Below are 17,521 nucleotides of genomic sequence, written 5' to 3' on the forward strand. Positions count from 1 at the left end.
CCCCACGCCCCTCCTCAGGTGCCCAGAAACCGCTCGCATCCCCTTGGCCCCGCGCGTCACCACGAAACATCTCTCCCCCTCTTCTCGGGGGCTCGCGACCAACGCCCCCTCAATCTCAGATACGGACCCAGCCTTTTTTATTGTGCATTCTGTTCAAAAAAATCCGGGGCGCCCCGAGCGGAGGCGCCCCGTAAAACCTGTATCGCCAGCGCGATTCAGGACAATCCGGAAAACTGTCACTTATTTACGACATGCATTGTCCGAGCCGTCCGGATGAGACGCCGTATTCACGGACGGGACGACGGACATCCTCGCCGAGAACGGCGGGTGCGCCGTCAGACCCGGGGTGGGCTCCGGCGGTGGGTCATGCGGGTTGATGCTCACCACCGTCCCATCGCGCTTCGACTTTTTCGAAAGCTTCTTCACCATCGCATCCCCCTGTGCGCGGCACCGGCGGGGCCCAGCGGCATGCCATCTCCCCGCCTCCGCCTTGGTACTACGCACCAGGTCGGATTCCTTGGCCATCATTCGAAGAGGAGGATGCCGTGAACCCAGTCCGAGGAGGGATGGGCCGCCAGCCACGTGCGCCGCGCGTCGCGGAGCGCGAGGGCCGCCGGCGCGCCGCTCCGGATGCGCTCACGCACCGCTTCGAAGAAGCGCCCCGCCGAGTCGGGGATTTCCACCGTGGAGGCCAGCACCGTGGCCGCGCCTGCTTCGATGAAGGCCACCGGCAGGCTGAAGGACTCATGAAGGAAAGGCGTGGCTCGGGCCGCACTGCACGTGGCCAGAAGCACGAGCGGCGCGCGCTCCAGCTTCAGCGCGCGGACCTGAGGGGCGGACAGCGCGTATCGGCCATCGGGTTCAGGCGCCAGCACCACCAGCGAGGCGTCTGACATCTCGGGGCTGAAGGCGCCGTGCGCGTGGATTTCCACCTCACTGGCCTGCGCCATGGCCGCCAGCACCCGGGTTGGCGTGGCTTGCATGCCCGACAGCTCGATTCGCTGCGGGTCCGGTGCGAGCGGTGGCTCCAGTGGAAGCAACCGCGGGAGGCCCAGCGCCGCGGGAGCCTCAACCCCATTGACGACCAGGTGCGGCCCGCTGCCACGAGCCGGCACGGGAGACGCGCCTCCGGGCCGCCCCACGCGGTAGCTCCAGGCGAGCTCCGCGGGCAGCAGCCCCCGCAGGCCATGCACCGGCGGCAGCGCGAGCACGTCCACCCGCTCGCAGCCCTTCAAGGCGGCCTGGAGCGACGGCGGAACCAGCCCGGAGGCGTCCCGCCCCAGGGGCTCCGCGCGGCTGGCGTCGAAGTGTCCCTGCAGTTCACCCGTAGCGCCCCGCAGCGCGACCACCGAGCGCTCGTAGTCCACGGCGACGCCCAGCACACATCGCGCAGGGACCTCGACCTGAAGCGCGGCGCCCATGAGCGCCAGGGCCTCACCTGGGGCGTCCGTGCGGCCTGCCTCGTGCGCCAGGACGTTGTAGGCCCCCATGCGCGTCTTGCGCGCGTCCACATCGTTGGGAAGGGACTCCGCCAGTTGGATGGCGCCGCGAAGCAGCTCCAGCCCAGCCACGCGGTCGCGCTCCAGCACGAACTGCCCCTCGGCGAAGCGCATCTGCGCGAGCTTGCCCGGGGAGGGCTGCCCCCGGTGCAGCTCGGCCAGGGTGCGGCGCAACAGGTCCGCGTCCTGGCTGTCCGCGCCGAAGCGCGCCAGGTATGACAACAACAGCGCGCCGGGCAACCCCAGTGGCCGGCCACACTCCTGCGCCAGCTCCAGCTCGTTCCGCGCCTCGTGCGCGTCGAACTCCAGCCACGACAGGTAGGCCAGGTTGCGGTGCACGTAGGTGCGCTGCTCACAGGCATCGGGCGTTCGCGCCAGGGACTCGCGCAGGTAGGCGCGCGCGCTGGTGACGTCCAAGCGGTAGCGCGCGATGTGCGCCAGTTCCTGGAGGAACTGTTGCTCCAGCTCCCATTCCTCCTGCTCCCGGGACGCCAGCCAGCCACTCCAGGCCTGCTCGAAAGCCTCCGCCGGGCGGTTGAGCGCGAGATAGAGGTCCGACAGCCGCTTCTTCAGCGTGGCGCAGCGGTAGGACAGCCCCTTGCCCTGACAGGCCCCCACGGCCGCGCGAAGCCGCGCCTCCGCCTTCCACCATTCGCCCGCGCGCTCCTCGGCGCCCGCCAACTCCCGCTCGGCCAGCAGCGACAACCAGGGGTCCTCGGCCGCACGGGCCAGCCGCGTGAAATCCTCCAGGTGGCGCGCGCCTGCCGTCTGATTGATGAGCCCGCCCAGGTACAGGTCGTCCTCGCCCGAACGCCGCAGCGTCTCCAGGAAGCGCGCTGGCGAGGACAGCTCGCCCCGCACGAGCTTCGCGTAGTCCGCCGCCAGGGGTGCACGGCGGCTGAAGTCCCGCTCCGCCACACGCAGCACGTAGCCGCGAAGCACCTCGCCGCCCTGGACGCCGTCCAACACGTCCGCCAACGGAAGCAGGCGCAGGGTCCACTCCCGCGACGGCGCGGCCCTCACCGCGTCGTAGAACGCCAGCCGGACGATGCCAGGAAAGCGCTTCGCCTCCTCCAGCGGGAGCCTCGCCTGCGCGTCCACCATCAGGTCCCGCACCGCCGCGCGAGCCCCCTTCCAGGCCCGCCCACGCGCCTGCGTCTGCTGCCGGAGCGCTCGCGCGCGGATCCGCGCCTCCTCGCTCCAGCCCGGCTCCCCGCGCTTCACCACCGCGTCGAACGCCTCCGCGGCCAGCAGCGTCAGCCCCATCTCCCGCAGCACCAGCGCCCGGTTCCACTGCGCCTGGGCGTGCTCGGGCGCTTGTCGTAATACCCCGTCCAGCAGCGCCAGCGCCTGTTCCGGATGCCCCTGCTCCAACGCGACGATGGCCAGGTCGCTGTCCCGGTCCGGTGACGGCGACATCCGATGGAGGAAGTCGGAGGCTTGCCGCAGGTCCTTGCGGACCAGGTACGCGGCGGCAATGCCATGCAGGTCCCCCTGGTCCTCCAGATCCGCCAACGCCCGGAGCGGCAATGCCGAGCCAGCCCCGCCCGGAGGGCCACTGACACCCGCACGTAGGGGCTCATAGGGCCGGTGTCCGTCGGCGCGTGCATAGGCAACCCTCGCCTCGATGAGGCGCGACGACGTCTGCGCGAGCCAGACCTCCTGCTGGGAACCCCGCACACCGGCGCTCTTGACGACGAGCACCAGGACGATGGCCGCCGCCACCGCGCCCACCGCGAACGGGGCCCAGCGCCAATAAGGGCGCCGCGGCACTTCGGCCGTGTCACGTGTCGTGGGCGCATCGGACGCCATCCAGGTTTCGGGCGCGTCCTCCTGCTCGTGCGCCAACACCCGCGGGTCCCCCATCACATGGAAGCCCAGCAGCTCCAACTGCATGGCTTCGTGCAGGCCGGACGCGCAGGGGTCACAGCGAGCGAGGTGATGCCGGAAGTTCTCCTCGTCCACGGGCGGCAGCTCGCCATCGAGGAAGAGGGACAGCCTGTTACAGAGCGTCCCCATCACGCGCTGCCTCCTCCGTCGCTCCCGGTGAGCGGCAGCAGAAGCGCCTTCAACTCCTTGCGGGCCTGATAGAGCCAGCTCCCCACGGTGCCTTCGGGGACGCCCATGCGCAGGGCGATGGCGCGGTAGCGCAGCCCCGAGGCATGCAGCGAATACGCCTCACGCACCCTGGGATTCGACAACTGGGCGATGGCCGCCTTGAAGTCCTTCGCCGAGATGTGCTCCCAGACCTCCATGGCCTCCGGCTCGGGGGCCGCCACTCCCTCGCGCACCAGCCGCAGCTCCGGACGGTCCTGCTCCAGCAACTCCGAGCGCCGCTTGCGGCACTGGTCGAGGAAATGATTGGTCATCGCCCGACACAACCACGCCCTGTAGACGGGCTCCGGCTGCGCAGCGAGTGCCCCGTGATGCAGCAGTCCGCGCGTGAGCGCCTCCTGCACCAGGTCTTCCGGATCGATGCCCCCCTGACCGCACAACCGTCTCGCCAGGGCCAACAGCATGGGCCTGACACGATGCGCGAACTCCTCGAACCCGTCGGGATGCACATCCGTACTGTAGGCCACAGGAATGCGAATGACTGTGGCAATGCGTTGGCCGCTCATCGACCCGGACTCCTTCCACGCCTATCGAAACGAAGTCCGGGGCAATCCTTGGAAGGCCGTCGTGAAGCAGACTCAATCGCATCAAATTGCGCCCGCTCACCGACATCCCTGCCGTCCCGCGGGCCAGGGACAGGCCGGCGTCAGGCCAGCGCGGCGGAAATCGAGGCAGGCTGCGCCACGGGTAATTCCAACGTCAACGCCGCGCCCCCCAGGGCTTCCGAGCGTCCCGCACTCAAACGTCCGCCATGCCGTTCGACGATGCCTCGTGCGATGGCCAGCCCCAAGCCTGTCCCCGGCCGAGGTCCCTCGCGCTTGCGGCCCGTCACGAAAGGCTGGAAGAGCCGGGGCAGCAGTTCCGGTGGAATGCCAGGCCCGCTGTCCTCCACCCGGACGAGCAACCGGCCGCTCGCCTGCTCAATGGATGTCCTCAACCGCGGTGCGGGCACGTCTCTCAGGGCGAGCAAGGCATTCTCCAACAGGATGACCATTACCTGTGAGAGCTGGGACTGGTCGGCCTCCACGGTGAGCGACGCGTCCTCCTCGGACTCGAAGGCGACATCGGGCGCGAGCGAGCCAAGTCCCTGCCGCGCGGTGGAGTACGCCAGCGCGACGGTGGCTGAGACATCCACGCGGCGCAGGTCCAGCGGGCGCGGGCGTCCATAGCGCAGCAGTTCGTCCACGAAGTGACTGGCGCGGTCGATCTGCTCCCGCATGGCCGCCACCGTGTCCGGGTCCCCGCCCCTTCGCTCCAGCAGCTTGAGGTGCGCGGCGAGCACGCCCAACGGATTGCGGACCTCGTGGGCCACTGCGGACGTGAATTGTCCCAACTCCGCCAACCGCGCGGATTGGTCCGCGCGCGCCTCCTCGCGAGCGAGCGCCACGGCCAGTTCGTCACTGGTGGCCCGGCCCTTGAGGAGCCGGCGCCCCAGCCAGGCCTGAAGCGCCTGACGCACGGGCTCGAACGCGAGCGCGGCCAGGGCCAGGAGGAAGAAGGCACCTACGCGGTACTCGGTGAGGAACGGCTGCCCGCTGCCCGACAGCAGCGTCAATACGCCAAAGAGGAAGCCCGCGGACAACACCGCCGCCACCGCGGAGTAGACGAGGCTGCGTTCGAGCAGCCGTCGGTCCGCGGCTGGCTGATGGGCATTGATGACATGCACCAGCACCAGCAGCGCCGCCAGCACCAGGTACATCCCGAACGGCAACGCGTACCCGCCCGACAGCAACAGGGCGTTGCCGATACTGCCCAGGTACGCGAGCAGCCCGGCGATGCCCAGACTGAGGAGGATGGGCCGTCGCTCGGGAGCTTCGCCCCGGTACGCGCGCGACAGATGCACCAGCGGCACGCCCGCCGCCGCCACGGCGAGCATCATGGTGGGCCAGAACAGGGGGCCTCGCCCCATCGCCAGCGGCCCGTGCAGGACGTTGGGAAGGAACGCGCCAATGCCCGTCACCACCACCGCCACGCAGTACGCGAGCACCACCAGCCGATAGGAGCGCTGCCGGGTCACGTCATAGGCGGAGTGCAGGTATGCCGCCGCGACGAAGGCCCCACCCGCCACGAAGCGCTCCCCCACCCACGCCATGGACGGGATGCAGAGCAGCAGCAGCGCGCCCGTCCACCCTGCGGTCGCCAGACAGTAGAGCGTCAGGCCTCGCGCGTTGTGCCCCCGAAGCACGGCCGTGAAGAACAGCAGCAGCGACACGGAGAGGACAGGCACGAGGCTGTAGGCGAACAAGGGCCCCATGCCCGTACTGTGACAGATCAGCGAGCGCCGTGAGGCGGACTCGCCGCCGAGGTATGGGCGGTGATGGCCCGGGTCATCGTCTCCCAGTCATCCGGGTGCAGGTCATGCCCCGCGTCGTGCAGTGTCACCAGGCACGCGCCCTTGACGGCACGGCTCAAGGCCACGCCATGCGCATGGTCGATGACCGGGTCCACCGAGCCGTGGATGACCAGCAGCGGCGCTTCAATCTCACGCGTCCGGCCGTACCACTCCAGGCCACCGGACAGCCCCGCGTGGTTCAACGCGCATTGAGGCGCGAGCGCGCGCCGGTAGTCCTGTACTGCTCGCGCCCGCACCCGAGCCTCGTCGAACGACCTTCGCGCACGGCCCACGCACAACCGTGAGAGTTCGACCTGGAAACCGATGGCCTCGGCCTCGTCGGACCAGTTCAGCGTGGCGGCCCGCTGGAAGTGCGCGAGCACCGCCGGGTCCATACCCGGGTCCTCGAAATCAGGCTCCGAGAAAATCTGGGCGCTGATGAGCGTCAGCGAGAGGACGCGCTCCGGGTACTTCAACGCCACGAGCTGGCAGAGCAGGCCCCCCAATGACATCCCCACGAGGTGCGCGCGCTCGATGCCGTATCCATCCAGCACGGAGATGACATCGGCGGCGAGGTCGTCCAGCGTGTAGGGCGTGGCTCCTGGCACACCGTGCGAGGAGCGCCCCGTGTCGCGGTGGTCGTAGCGGATGACGAAGCGCCCCGCCCTCGCGAGCTGCTCCATGAGCCCATCAGGCCACCCCAGCATCGAGCTGGCCGCCCCCATCAACATCAGCACGGGGGCGTCGCCCTCACGCCCGAAGCCCTCGGTACAGAGCCGAATGTCGCCCGATTCGATGATGCGCTCGGACATCCAGGAACCCCTTTCGACAGCCAGGAACTGGCGCGGATGACGAATTAATAACCGACGCGTCGGTTATATTCAACCCACACATCTTGGTTGCCCCTCCAAGCGACACAACCTTCAGTCGAAGGACTCTCGTGGGAACACGCACCCGAGCAACGTGCGCAAGCGAGCGAGGACGTACTCCGTCAACGGCGGCGTCCGCTCCACCAACCACTGCATCGTCGCACCCGCGATGACGTCTTGAAGCAGGGCGGACACCGCGCCACGGTCGACGCTGGGAGGAAGCCGGACGGCGATGGCGTCGCGCACGAGCAGATTCCGCTCATGTGCCATCCGCCTCAACGTGGGGTCTCTCACGTCCTCCCAGGCCAGGAGCAGGTGTGCGTCGAGCGCCTCGCCCTCCCCCATCACCGAGACCAGGGTCTTCAGGAAACGCCAGAGACCCTGTGCTCCGACTTCCACGGGCAGACCGGCGAAATACTCGCGCTTCTGCTCGGCGGTCCGCTCCATGAGCCGGAAGTAGAGGTGCTCCTTGTTCTTGAAGCGCTGGATGAGCGCCGCGCGGGACATGCCCACCGCGACGGCCACGTCATTCAGCGTGAATGCGCCCGGCCCGTTCCGAAGCAACACGAACATGGCGGCGTCGAGGATGGCTTCGTCGCTGTGCAGCTTGGGCCGGGGCACGGGCCGTAGATAACACGCGCGGCGAACGCGCGCGCTCAGCGCACCGTGGCGAGAAAGCCGTCCAGCAGCCGGTTCACCTCGTCCGGAGCGTCGAGCTGCACCCAGTGCCCCGTGCCCTCCACCTTCGCGTGCGGCAGCTCCGGCACCAGGTGGTGATACGAGCCCGGTTCCTCATTGAAGGCCGTCACGACCGACAGACGCGGCCCCGAGTAGCGCCGCAGCGGCGTCACGGGGTCGAAGTCCAGCAGGGCCCCCAGTCCGCCCCGGACGCCCTCTTGGGACGTGGCGCGCATCTCGGAGAGAATGCGCTCGCGCACCTCCGGCCGGGACGGCGCCAACATGGGGGACCAGGCCTCCTCCACCACCGCGCTCCAGGCCTCGGTCGCCAGCACCGCCATCAAGCCCCGGGCCTGCTCCGCTGGCATCGAGCGTCCATCCGAGGCCGGGTCGAGGAGGAACAACCCCGCGACGCGGTCCGGCTGCGCCCCCGCGTAGGCCACGCAGACGGCCCCGCCCAGGCTGTGCCCCACCAGCACGAAGCGCTGAAGCCCCAGCCCATCCACCACCGTCCCCACGTCCCGCGCGAAGTCCTCCACGGCGAAGCCGCCGTCCCGTGGCAGCTCGGACTTCCCGTGGCCACGCAGGTCCAGTGCCAAGGCCCGGCGGCGCTCGCGCAGGTACGACAGCTGCGCGGCCCAGTGCGTGGTGTTGCCGGCGCTGGAATGGACGAACACCACCGGCAGTCCACCCACGCCCCCATCGTCGACATTCAGCATTCCCGTGGACCCCATCATGACGGCCTCCTCTGGCCTCGAAGCGCGCAGTCGTGCGCGACGTGATGCTTGTGGAGTACGGCCCATCCCTGACAGAAACTGTCAGCAATGGCACGAGTCGACCGGGTAATGCGGCTGCTGGACTTCCTGCGGGGACGGGATGGGACGACGGTGGCGGAGATCTCCGAGGCGCTCGAAGTGAGCGCACGCACTGTCCACCGGGACCTGGCGACGCTGCGGGAACAGGGCATTCCCCTGAGCAGCGACACAGGCCCTGGGGGCGGCGTCCGGCTGGAACGGGACCGGGGCGTGGCGGCCGTCCACCTGTCGCAGGAGGAAGTAGTGGCGCTCTGGCTGGCCGCCAACCTGTCCGCGACGGGCAGCACGTTGCCCTGGGGCGGCGCGGCGCGCTCGGGGCTCCAGAAGCTCTTCGCCAGTGTCCCCAAGGAGCGGGCCCGGGGAATGCGCGAGCTCTGCCGCCGCGTGGTCGTGGGACGACCCGCGAGCGCCCGCGTGCTGAAGGACGTCGGCACACCGCCCGAGGAGCTGCTCGCCGTCTTCGAGCGGGCCTTCCGCGAGCAGGTCTGCCTCTCCTTCGAGTACCGCGACCGGCACGGCAAGGCGACTCGCCGCATCGTGGAGCCGCACGGGCTGCTGGTGGAGTCGCCCGTCTGGTACGTGCTGGCCCGGGACGTGGAGAAGGCCGCGGCGCGCATGTTCCGCATGGATCGCATCCGCCGGGCCCGCCTCGTCCCCGACCGCCCCTTCACGCCCGACATGGAGGGCTTGCGAGCCCAGGCCGATGCCCAGCGCGCGAACGGTACGCGAGCCCCAGGCTGAGGTAGGCTGCGCGCCCGCCGGAGCCGGAGTGCGCGCCGGAGTCACCAGGAGTCACACGGTGCGGTACTTCGCCATGGTCGCGGCCGGGGCCACCCTCTGGGGGTGCTGGGCGCTCTTCTTCCGTCCAGCGGGGCTCGCCGGGCCGCAGAACGCATTCCTCGTGCTCCTGGCCATGTCGCTCCCGGCGCCCTTCCTGTTCCGGCGCGATGCCCTGCGCGACCGCCGGGCCACCCTGGCGATGCTCGTCGTGGCGCTGGCGGACGCTGCGAACACGGCCCTCTTCTTCGCCGCCATGGAGCGCGGGCCGGTGTCCATCGCCGTGCTGACGCACTACCTGGCGCCCTTGCTGCTGGCGCTGCTGGCCCCCTGGGTGCTGGGCGAGGAGCGCTCCACCCGGGCCCTGATAGGCGGCCCCGTGACGCTGGTGGGCCTGGCCCTGCTCATCGGCCGGCCCGACGGCGACTTCTCAGGGCTGACGGCGCTGCTGGGCGCGGGCAGCGCCTGCTTCTACGCCATCATCGTCCTGGCCGCGAAACAGGCGGCGCGGGCCTATTCACCCATGGCCGTGACATCACTGCATGCCCCCATCTCCGCGGGCGTGCTGCTGCTCTGTTTCGGAGACCGGGTACTGCCACCCACGGTGGATGGAGGCACGCTCCTCGTGCTCGTGGGCGGCATCGTTTGCGGCCTCATTGGAAACATCCTCTTCCATACCGGTCTGCGGCACGTTCCCACGGCGGCCACGGCGGCGCTCACGTACCTGGAACCGCTCACCGCTTCACTGGTGGGCTGGGCCTTCTTCTCGGAGACGCTGACGCCCGTTGCCCTGGGCGGAGGCCTGTTGGTGCTGGTGGCCGGCGCATGGGTGGCGGCCGAGCGACGCGCCACCCTCCAGGCCGTGCCGCTGCGCGCCGCGGCACGTTGAACGCGTGCGCCAAATCACCCCTTGCATGCTTGGGGAGTCCTTTGGTCCTCTTGGGCCCCCGCACACACTCTTCCCTCCGTTCCTGGCGACGCCGTATGCCTATGGAAACCGCAGCCGACAGCCGTGAGTATCGCGTCGTCTTCTTCTGTCCCGCGTCGAGCGCCCGGCTCGAGCGGATGGAAGTGCCCGTGCGACGGCTGCTCACGCGCATCCACGCGCCGCCCGCGGAGCTGGCGCCGCTCCAGGAAGCCGGCGCGATTACCGAAGCCGGCTGGCAGGTGTTCCTGGTCCGCTCGCTGACGGAGCGCTCCGCGGCGCAGGCCATGGCCGCCTACGTCAGCGAGGCCACGTGCGCGCTGGCCGCGGAGCTGGACGCGGAGGTGCTGGGGCTCTACGTGGACGTGTCCGGTGACACGGCGCGCATCTGCCGCTGCGGCCCCGAAGACGGGCCGGAGACATTCGCGGGCCGCCGTCAGGCCGCGCTCAACCGCACCGCCGAATGGTTGGAAGTGACGCCCGTCAGCCTCTCCGCCCTCTTCCACCTCGACCTGCCCGACGCGGAGTACGAGCCGGACGCGGATGACCGCTTCGTCGAGGAGAAGCTGCGCGAGGCCCGGACCCTCATGGAGCGATACCGCCAGGGCAAATGAGGTCTCGAACGCCCGAGGACCTCGCGGGTCGCTGCCCGCGCTGCTTCCTCCCCGCTGCCCTGTGTCTATGCGCCGAGGTGCCGTGCGTCTCCACGCGCACGGAGTTGCTCATCGTCCGGCACCACAAGGAGACGCTCAAATCCACCAACACCGCGCGCATGGCGGCGCTCGCCATTCCCCGGTGCAACATCGTCTCCTATGGCTCGCCGGGCGTCCCCTTCGACGCCTCCATCCTGGAGGGCGATGACACGTGGCTGCTGTTCCCGGACGCACACCACGAGCCCGCGCCCGGTGCGGCCTTTCCCAGCAGGCTCATCATCCTGGATGGGAGCTGGGGACAAGCACGCCGCATGGTTCAGCGAGTCCCCGCGCTGCGGCGGCTGCCCGGCTTGAAGCTGCCACCGCCCGCGCCGGACTCGCGGCGCCTGCGTCGCCCACCCCACCCGGATGGCATGTCCACGCTGGAGGCCATCGCCGGTGCGCTTGCGTATCTGGAGGGCGAACACATCGCCCAACCGCTCCATGCACTGCACGAGCAGATGATTGACCGCGTCCTCGCGAGCCGGGGACGGAACACCTAGCGCGCTCGACGCCGTCCAGGGGCCGCGCCCCGGCCGGTGCTTCGCGATGGCCACGAACAGCCCACTCAGGAGGGAGTTGGCGCCAACAGGCGTGGGCTTCAGCGCGCGGTCAGCGCGTCCAGTTCGGCGATGAGGGCGGGCACATCGCCGCGAGGAATCGCCCGACAGGGCCAGAAGCCCGCGGCGCGATCCGTGGCGATGATGGGGATGCCTTGCTCCCGCGCCTGCGCCAGCTCGCCCAGATGGCTCTCACACCATGCTGGCGCGAGCACCACGTCCACCTGCTGGAGCGTGCGCTGGACCTGAGCCGTCACCCTCCGCACTCGCGGGTGGTTCAGGTGTCGTGGGTCCGTGCCTTCTGCGGGGCGCACCCAGAGGTTCCACTGGGGCCGCTCGTCGAGCACCGCCAAGGCTTCTCGCAGTCCGCCGCGCGCGAGAGCGGGCCCGGCGAGGAGGGCCACGTGCGGGCCGTGGCCCTGGGGCAAACGGGGCGCCGGGGGCGATTCGCGGTCCGATGGAAAATGCAGCCTGCGGAGCTTCTCCGGGGCGTGTCCGGCCAGCCGCAGCCGCTCGAGGGCGAGCTCGCCTCGCACCCAGATTTCATCCGCGAGGACGCGCTCCGCATCCTGCCGCGCGACGTCCTCCGCGGAGGCGCGGTGGTTGCGAAGGAAGGCCTCCTCCGGGTGTCTCGCGGCCGCGGCGTCCAGGTCCGCGTGCAGTGCCCTCAAGGAGGGCAGGTCCTCCACCAGCACGCAGCGCGCGCCCCGGCGGCGGGCCATCGCGAAGACCTCCCGGGCACCGAGCGCTGGCGCGAGCACCGTCTCCACCGACGCCGGAAGCAGCGCCGAGGCTGCCTGCGCCCACCGCTTGCGCAGGGTGAAGCGGGCCTGGAGTGTCGCCGCCGTCGAGCGCGCCGCGACTCGCATCCCGGCCTCCACGGCCCCCCAGCCTGGCAGGCCCCAGACGCGGAAGCCCTCGGGCACCGGCAACGTCCGGCGGGTCCAGGCCTGACGCAGGCGGGTGGGGAGTGGTCCCCAATCGGGCAGCCTCGGCAGCGCCCAGGGGGCCAGCACCTCCGCCTCGCGCGTGAGCAGCGACGCGAGATGGGAGAGCCAGGGGGCGGGCTCCGGTGCGAGAACCAGGTTCATGGCGCCCGGACCTCCGACCGTGGGACTTCGACGCGGGCGTGGCATGCGGTCTCCCCGCACGTCAGGCACGTCCGCTTCCGCGCCTCGGGGTTCAGCAGGCGGCGCCGGTTCTCGGCGATGGTGCGCTCCTCGAGCACGGCGCCAGAACTGGTGTCTTCGACTCGGCGCACGACGCGGTTGATGCGCAGGGTTCCCTCGGCGAGCTCGAGAAGGGACTCGTCCTCGGACCACAGCCGTGAGCGTGTCCGGGGGGCCTCCGCCCCATGGATGGAGAGCCGCAGCTTCCCGTCCGAGACGCGGGCTCCGAGCCGCACCGCTCCCTCACGAGGCGCCATCACCAGGTCCACATAGGGCCAGGCCACCGTGGCATCCATTCCCCACAGCGCGCCTGGCGGCGGGGGTACCGCCTCCATCGTGTGCCCCCAGCGCTCCAGGATGTGCCAGCCCTGGCGTGCGCCGAACTCGAAGAGCGCATTGGCCAGAAGGCAGATGCCGCCCCCGATGGACGGGGTGAGACAGCCACCGCTCAGCGCCAGCCCATGCCGGTAGCCCTTGCGCTCCGTCAGCCGGCCCAGCGTGCGCCAGAAAGAGAGGGGCCTGTCCGGAGCGAGGAGGAGGCCATCGAATGCCGGCGCCGCCAGACGCACGTTGTGCTGCTTGCCCGCTTCGAGCACGGGGTCCGCGTCCGAGTCCGAGCGCTCCAGATTCACGGTGTGCGAGCCGAGGAGCACGCCCTTCTCGTGAGTGGGTGCCAGGAGCGGGCGCGGCCAGCGCTCGGGGGTCGCGGACCACCGCACCAGCCGGTTCGCCTGGAGCATCCACTGCTTGCTTCGCCTCCACAGCAGGGCGTGGGCGGATAACTCCAGGAGTCGGGGAGCGATGGGCGGCGAGGGCATGTCCGAACATTCTGCAAGGGCGGCGCCAGGGAAGGAAACACCAGGGTCTGACACCACTCATGCACGGGCGCGGCCGCGGGGACACCCGTCTGGAGTTCCCCCGCCGCTTCGGCGTCACCCGGCGGAGTGGGCTGTTAGACTTGCCGCATCATGTCCCGCGCCCAGCCCCCGGACACCGTGGTCCTCTTCGACGGCGTGTGCAACCTGTGCAACGGCACGGTCCTCTTCATCATCGACCGGGACCCCGAGGCGCGCATCCGCTTCACCGCCCTGCAGTCCCAGCGAGCCGCCGCGCTGCTGGCGCCCCATGGCGTCGTGCCCAAGGAGGAACCGGACAGCTTCGTCCTCCTGCAGGACGGCAAGCTGTACGAGCGGTCCACGGCCGCGCTCCGCGTCGCGCGGATGCTGAAGGGGCCGTGGCGGTTTCTCTACGCTTTCATCGTGGTGCCCCGGCCGCTGCGCGACCTCGTCTACCGAATCATCGCGCGCAACCGCTACCGCTGGTTCGGCCGGGAAGCTCAGTGCCGCATCCCCACGCCCGAGCTGCGAGCCCGCTTCCTCCCGGAGACCACTCCGTAGCCAGGCGTCGCCCACCGAATCAGCAGGCGTTGGCGTCCGTGCAGCGCGCCTTCTTCATCTCCGTGGCGAAGGGGCTGGGCGCCAGGAAGCCGGTGACACGTGGCTGGGTGAGCACCTTGCCCTCCGGCGAGATGAACGCCACGGTGGGCAAGCCCTCCACCCCGAAGCGCTCCAGCAGCGCGTCCAGCGAGTCCTCGCTGTTCGTCGCGTCAATCTTGATGTTGAGGAAGCGCCCCTCGTCGGACTCGGAGATGACCTGCTGCGCCGGGTAGGTGTCGCGGTCCAGTTCCTTGCAGGCCGCACACCAGTCCGCGAAGAAGTCGATGAGCACCGGCCGGCCCTCCGCCTTCGCCTGTGCGAGCACCTGGTCGAAGGCCTCCGGGGAGAAGGTGGCCTGCTTCGCCGGCATGACGTGGTGCCACTGCCAGGCCGGTGCGCGCGCCGGCTCGGCGAGCCCCAGGCTCACCCACAACGTGCCCACCGGGCCCCCGTCCAGCGCCCCGCCGCGCAGCACCAGCGCCGCGACGACGAGCGCCACGCCCAGCGCCTTGAACGAGAACTCCCGCGCGCCTTCCTTGAACGAGCGGTGCACCGCGCCCAGGGCCACGCCCACCGCCACCAGCAGCGCGGCGATGACGGCTCCCGGCACCCGGCCCACGTGGAGGCCCAGCCCCTTCACCACGTCCCGCGCCCAGGGGAAGGCGTCCTTGAGGTAGCTGAAGGCCAGGGCCACTAGCATGATGCCCAGCACGCTCTTCACCCACTCCATCCACACGCCGCCGCGCGGCAGCCGGACGGTGAAGACGCCGATGAGGAAGAACGGCACGCCGATGCCCAGCGCGTAGACGAACAGCAGCGACGCGCCCAGCGTGGTGTTGGCCGACTTCGCCACGAAGGCCAGGAGGCCCGTCAGCACCGGGCCGGTGCACGGCGCCGCCAGGAAGCCGGACACGCTGCCCATCAGGAACGCGCCCGCCACACCCGCGCCCCCCACCGCGTTGAGCTTCGTCTGGAACGACGACGGCAGCGCCAGTTCGAACGCGCCGAACATGGACGTGGCCAGCAGTAGCAGAAACACCGCCAGGCCCGTCACCACCGCCGGGTGCCCCAGCATCGACCCGAACGCCTGGCCCGTCTTCGCCGCCAGCACGCCCAGTGCGCTGAACACCACGCCCATGCCCACGATGTAGGAGGACGTCAGGAGCAGCGCGCGGCCCCGGCCCTCCGTCTTGCGCGCGCCGAAGACGGACACGGTGATGGGGATGAGCGGATAGACACACGGCGTCAGCGCGGTGAGCAACCCACCCGCGAACACCACCGCCGCGCCCACCGCGAGGCTGCCGGCTTCGAGGAACCGGGCCGCATCCAGATTGGCGTTGGGACCCGTGGGCAGCAGCCATGGCACCACGGCCACCGCCACTCCGGCCAGCACCGCCATCACTCCGAGTTTCTTCGCATCCATGCGCGCGTGACTCCGTGCTCCCAGGCCCCCCTTGTATACGCAGGCCGGGGGCCACGGGCTACTGCGCTGGAGGGGCAAGCGGGGAAGCAGGCGTCTTCAGTCCGGCGGAACGTGCCAGCCCCATGACGCCCTCCACCGCGGCGGCGATGTAACCAAACGGATTGGCCCCATCCACCGCGGTGACGTGCACCTCGCCCATCTTCTGCTGGAAGGCCGCGGCCACCTGCGGGAGCTGCTGCGCCAGGGCCATCTGGATGACCTCCGGGCTAACGCTGTTCTCGATGTCGCGCAGCGCGCGCGCCTTGCCCAGCTCCAGGTCCTGCTGCGCCCGGTCCTTGCGCACACTCAGCTCGGCGATGACTACCTCTGTCTCCACGATGGACCGCCGGGCCTGCACCACCTGGAGCTCCGCGTGGAGCCGTTCGGCCTCCTGCTGGTGCGCGGCCATCTGCACCTCGTGCCACACGGTGGCCTGTTCGTGCTCGCGGCGCAGGCGCTCCAGCTCCAGCTGCGCCTTGGCGCCGGCCTCCTCCTGCTCGCGGCGCAGCTTCGCCAGCTCCACCTCCTGCTCGTGCCGCTGGCGTGACAGCTCCAGCGCCTGTTCACGCTGCTGCCGCGCCAGCTCCATCTGCGCCTTGGCGTTCTCCGCCTCCTGCGCGCGCTGGAGCCGCACCAGCTCGATTTTCGCCTGCGCGGCCTCGGACTCCTGCGCCAGCTTCAGCTTCTCCAGCTCCAGTTTCGCGCGACCGGCCTCCGTGTCCTGCTCGCGCTTGAGCTTCTCCAGGGCCACGCGCTGGCGCGCGACCTCCGCGTCCTGTTCGCGCTGGAGCTTCTCCATCTCCACCTGAGCGCGGCTGACGGCCAGCGCCCGCTCGGAGACGATTTTCGCGTCGGCCAGGCGGGACTCCGCGGCCAGCGCATCCAACTTCGCCTGTTCGTCGGCCACCTGCTTCTTCTGGCGGACCTCCTGCTCAGCGGCCATCTTCGCCAGCGCCACCTCGCGCTCCACGGTGGCCTGCTCCTGCTTCAGCGTGCGCTCCTGGGCGAGCTTCGCCTCGGCCACGCGCGCCTCCACCGCCAGCGCCTCCAGCCGGGCCTGCTCCTCCGCTGTCTGCTTCTTCTGGCGCACCTCCTCCTCGGCCGCCAGCCGCTGGAGGCTCAGCTGACGCTCGGCTTCCGTCTCCTCGCGGTGGACGAAGCGCTCCTTGGCCAGCTCCGCCTCACGCGCCTGCCGCTCCTGTTCATGGCGGAAGCGCGCCTGCATGTTGGCGAAGACGGTGGAGGACAGGACGCGCACGTCCTGGATTTCAATCGTGTCCAGGATGACGCCCCAGCCCGCGTCCGTCTGGTCCTCCAGGCGGCCTCGGCCGGAGAGCACGGGCGCGATTTCGCGCACCAGCTCCGCGGCGATGCCCTCCTTGCGCTTGGAGAGGCACTCCTCCACGGACATGTTCGCCACCAGCCGCCGCGCGGCGCCGACGAACATCTCCCGCAGCAGCTCGGCCAGCTTCTCCTGCGCGCGCTCCGGGAAGGAGAAGTTGAGCATGCGGAAGGCCACCAGCGGGTCTGAAATCCGGTACACCGCCAGCCCCGTCACCTGCACGCCCACCTTCTCGTGCGTCACCTGGTCCGCGGTGAACTGAAGTCGCTGGATGCTGGTGGGGACAATGGCCACCGAGTCCCCCGGCAGCTTGAAACAACTGGCGCCCTGGCCGCTGACCTCCCGCACCCGGCCGCGCCGCATGTGGACCAGGAACTCACTGGGCCGCGCGGTGACGAGCCCCCAGCGCTTCATCTTCTCCGGGTCCTCCGCGGGCTTGCCGGCACGCCACCCGTCCACATAGCGCGGCTGTTCCAGCTTGCCTCCGCCCCCGCCGTCCATCCGGACCAGGTGCGTCCTCCCGCCGCCCTCCCCCGTCTCCTGCGCCTCCTTCGTGCGGGCCGTCTGCTTCGCGCTCATGTGCGTGCCTCCCTGTGGTGGCCCCCACCCGTGCAGGCGGCCGGCCAGCGAGGGGCCTGCCGGGAAATCAAGCGGTTGGCCGGAGGGTGTGCGCCATTCTGGGGCGCCTCGTCCCAGGACGGCGCGCCCGGACTGATCCACGATGGCGCGGCGTTCACTTAAGACGTCCTATTGGGAGCACGCACCCACACCCGCGGCGCGCCTGATGTTCGCTTGACCCGAAGGCGCCCCTTTTTATATTTGACCAGTCCGGTCCACATTCAGGTGTGAC

15 protein-coding genes are annotated in these 17,521 nt (G+C 70.2%); 5 read left to right on the plus strand and 10 right to left on the minus strand.

The window, feature by feature from the left end:
* Positions 1–524 precede the first annotated feature (524 nt).
* From FMQ63_RS25130 to FMQ63_RS25155, 6 genes are all read right to left on the minus strand, one after another.
* Complete coding sequence (locus FMQ63_RS25130; protein ID WP_026114023.1) at positions 525–3,518, minus strand: CHAT domain-containing protein; 2,994 nt, start codon at positions 3,516–3,518, stop codon at positions 525–527.
* A complete protein-coding gene (locus tag FMQ63_RS25135; protein WP_011554965.1) occupies positions 3,518–4,120 on the minus strand; it encodes an RNA polymerase sigma factor in 603 nt (200 codons plus the stop codon). The genes FMQ63_RS25130 and FMQ63_RS25135 overlap by 1 nt, the downstream gene beginning before the upstream one ends.
* Positions 4,121–4,260: 140 nt before the next feature.
* Positions 4,261–5,868 carry a sensor histidine kinase gene (locus FMQ63_RS25140; protein WP_011554966.1) on the minus strand — a complete coding sequence of 536 codons (1,608 nt, stop codon included), beginning with the start codon at positions 5,866–5,868 and terminating at the stop codon, positions 4,261–4,263.
* Between the two features lie 17 nt (positions 5,869–5,885).
* Positions 5,886–6,758: an alpha/beta fold hydrolase gene (locus FMQ63_RS25145; protein ID WP_011554967.1), complete on the minus strand. Its 873-nt coding sequence runs from the start codon at positions 6,756–6,758 to the stop codon at positions 5,886–5,888.
* A 111-nt stretch (positions 6,759–6,869) separates the two neighbouring features.
* Positions 6,870–7,436: a TetR/AcrR family transcriptional regulator gene (locus FMQ63_RS25150; RefSeq protein ID WP_011554968.1), complete on the minus strand. Its 567-nt coding sequence runs from the start codon at positions 7,434–7,436 to the stop codon at positions 6,870–6,872.
* Between the two features lie 35 nt (positions 7,437–7,471).
* Positions 7,472–8,230 (minus strand): alpha/beta fold hydrolase, encoded by a 759-nt coding sequence (locus FMQ63_RS25155; RefSeq protein WP_011554969.1) that lies wholly within the window; start codon positions 8,228–8,230, stop codon positions 7,472–7,474.
* Positions 8,231–8,317: 87 nt separating this feature from the next.
* Between FMQ63_RS25155 and FMQ63_RS25160 the strand changes: the two genes are divergently transcribed.
* The 4 genes from FMQ63_RS25160 (at position 8,318) to FMQ63_RS25175 (ending at position 11,205) form a co-directional block, all read left to right on the plus strand.
* Positions 8,318–9,049, plus strand: coding sequence for a YafY family protein (locus FMQ63_RS25160; protein WP_011554970.1), 732 nt, complete (start codon positions 8,318–8,320; stop codon positions 9,047–9,049).
* 58 nt (positions 9,050–9,107) lie between these two features.
* Positions 9,108–9,974, plus strand: coding sequence for a DMT family transporter (locus tag FMQ63_RS25165; protein ID WP_171452320.1), 867 nt, complete (start codon positions 9,108–9,110; stop codon positions 9,972–9,974).
* A 101-nt stretch (positions 9,975–10,075) separates the two neighbouring features.
* Positions 10,076–10,624: a hypothetical protein gene (locus tag FMQ63_RS25170; RefSeq protein WP_020478680.1), complete on the plus strand. Its 549-nt coding sequence runs from the start codon at positions 10,076–10,078 to the stop codon at positions 10,622–10,624.
* The gene (locus FMQ63_RS25175) at positions 10,621–11,205 is read left to right on the plus strand and encodes a tRNA-uridine aminocarboxypropyltransferase (RefSeq protein ID WP_011554973.1); all 585 of its coding nucleotides are present in this window, start codon (positions 10,621–10,623) and stop codon (positions 11,203–11,205) included. Before FMQ63_RS25170 ends, FMQ63_RS25175 begins: the two co-directional genes overlap by 4 nt.
* A 98-nt stretch (positions 11,206–11,303) precedes the next feature.
* Here FMQ63_RS25175 and FMQ63_RS25180 read toward each other — a convergent pair whose 3' ends face one another.
* Both FMQ63_RS25180 and FMQ63_RS25185 read right to left on the minus strand, forming a co-directional pair.
* On the minus strand, positions 11,304–12,353 hold the full coding sequence (locus tag FMQ63_RS25180) for a hypothetical protein (protein WP_020478679.1): 1,050 nt from the start codon (positions 12,351–12,353) through the stop codon (positions 11,304–11,306).
* The gene (locus tag FMQ63_RS25185; protein WP_225909382.1) at positions 12,350–13,249 is read right to left on the minus strand and encodes a VanW family protein; all 900 of its coding nucleotides are present in this window, start codon (positions 13,247–13,249) and stop codon (positions 12,350–12,352) included. The genes FMQ63_RS25180 and FMQ63_RS25185 overlap by 4 nt, the downstream gene beginning before the upstream one ends.
* Before the next feature lie 150 nt (positions 13,250–13,399).
* Between FMQ63_RS25185 and FMQ63_RS25190 the strand changes: the two genes are divergently transcribed.
* Complete coding sequence (locus FMQ63_RS25190; protein WP_011554976.1) at positions 13,400–13,828, plus strand: thiol-disulfide oxidoreductase DCC family protein; 429 nt, start codon at positions 13,400–13,402, stop codon at positions 13,826–13,828.
* Between the two features lie 19 nt (positions 13,829–13,847).
* On the opposite strand, the gene FMQ63_RS25195 is transcribed toward FMQ63_RS25190, so the two are convergent.
* Entirely contained in the window at positions 13,848–15,290 is a 1,443-nt protein-coding gene (locus tag FMQ63_RS25195; RefSeq protein WP_026114024.1) for a protein-disulfide reductase DsbD, read from the minus strand.
* A gap of 58 nt (positions 15,291–15,348) precedes the next feature.
* Entirely contained in the window at positions 15,349–17,250 is a 1,902-nt protein-coding gene (locus FMQ63_RS25200; protein ID WP_216609211.1) for an SPFH domain-containing protein, read from the minus strand.
* Positions 17,251–17,521: the final 271 nt, after the last annotated feature.

Origin of the sequence: Myxococcus sp. CA005 (genome assembly GCF_006518205.1) — a bacterium.
GTDB classification, from domain to species: domain Bacteria; phylum Myxococcota; class Myxococcia; order Myxococcales; family Myxococcaceae; genus Myxococcus; species Myxococcus xanthus.

Bases quoted from the DNA above. Each gene is read 5' to 3' on its own strand.
- FMQ63_RS25130 (WP_026114023.1), bottom strand. From the start codon at position 3,518: ATGGGGACGCTCTGTAACAGGCTGTCCCTCTTCCTCGATGGCGAGCTG.
- FMQ63_RS25135 (WP_011554965.1), bottom strand. From the start codon at position 4,120: ATGAGCGGCCAACGCATTGCCACAGTCATTCGCATTCCTGTGGCCTAC.
- FMQ63_RS25140 (WP_011554966.1), bottom strand. From the start codon at position 5,868: ATGGGGCCCTTGTTCGCCTACAGCCTCGTGCCTGTCCTCTCCGTGTCG.
- FMQ63_RS25145 (WP_011554967.1), bottom strand. From the start codon at position 6,758: ATGTCCGAGCGCATCATCGAATCGGGCGACATTCGGCTCTGTACCGAG.
- FMQ63_RS25155 (WP_011554969.1), bottom strand. From the start codon at position 8,230: ATGATGGGGTCCACGGGAATGCTGAATGTCGACGATGGGGGCGTGGGT.
- FMQ63_RS25160 (WP_011554970.1), top strand. From the start codon at position 8,318: ATGGCACGAGTCGACCGGGTAATGCGGCTGCTGGACTTCCTGCGGGGA.
- FMQ63_RS25170 (WP_020478680.1), top strand. From the start codon at position 10,076: ATGGAAACCGCAGCCGACAGCCGTGAGTATCGCGTCGTCTTCTTCTGT.
- FMQ63_RS25175 (WP_011554973.1), top strand. From the start codon at position 10,621: ATGAGGTCTCGAACGCCCGAGGACCTCGCGGGTCGCTGCCCGCGCTGC.
- FMQ63_RS25180 (WP_020478679.1), bottom strand. From the start codon at position 12,353: ATGAACCTGGTTCTCGCACCGGAGCCCGCCCCCTGGCTCTCCCATCTC.
- FMQ63_RS25185 (WP_225909382.1), bottom strand. From the start codon at position 13,249: ATGCCCTCGCCGCCCATCGCTCCCCGACTCCTGGAGTTATCCGCCCAC.
- FMQ63_RS25190 (WP_011554976.1), top strand. From the start codon at position 13,400: ATGTCCCGCGCCCAGCCCCCGGACACCGTGGTCCTCTTCGACGGCGTG.
- FMQ63_RS25195 (WP_026114024.1), bottom strand. From the start codon at position 15,290: ATGGATGCGAAGAAACTCGGAGTGATGGCGGTGCTGGCCGGAGTGGCG.
- FMQ63_RS25200 (WP_216609211.1), bottom strand. From the start codon at position 17,250: ATGAGCGCGAAGCAGACGGCCCGCACGAAGGAGGCGCAGGAGACGGGG.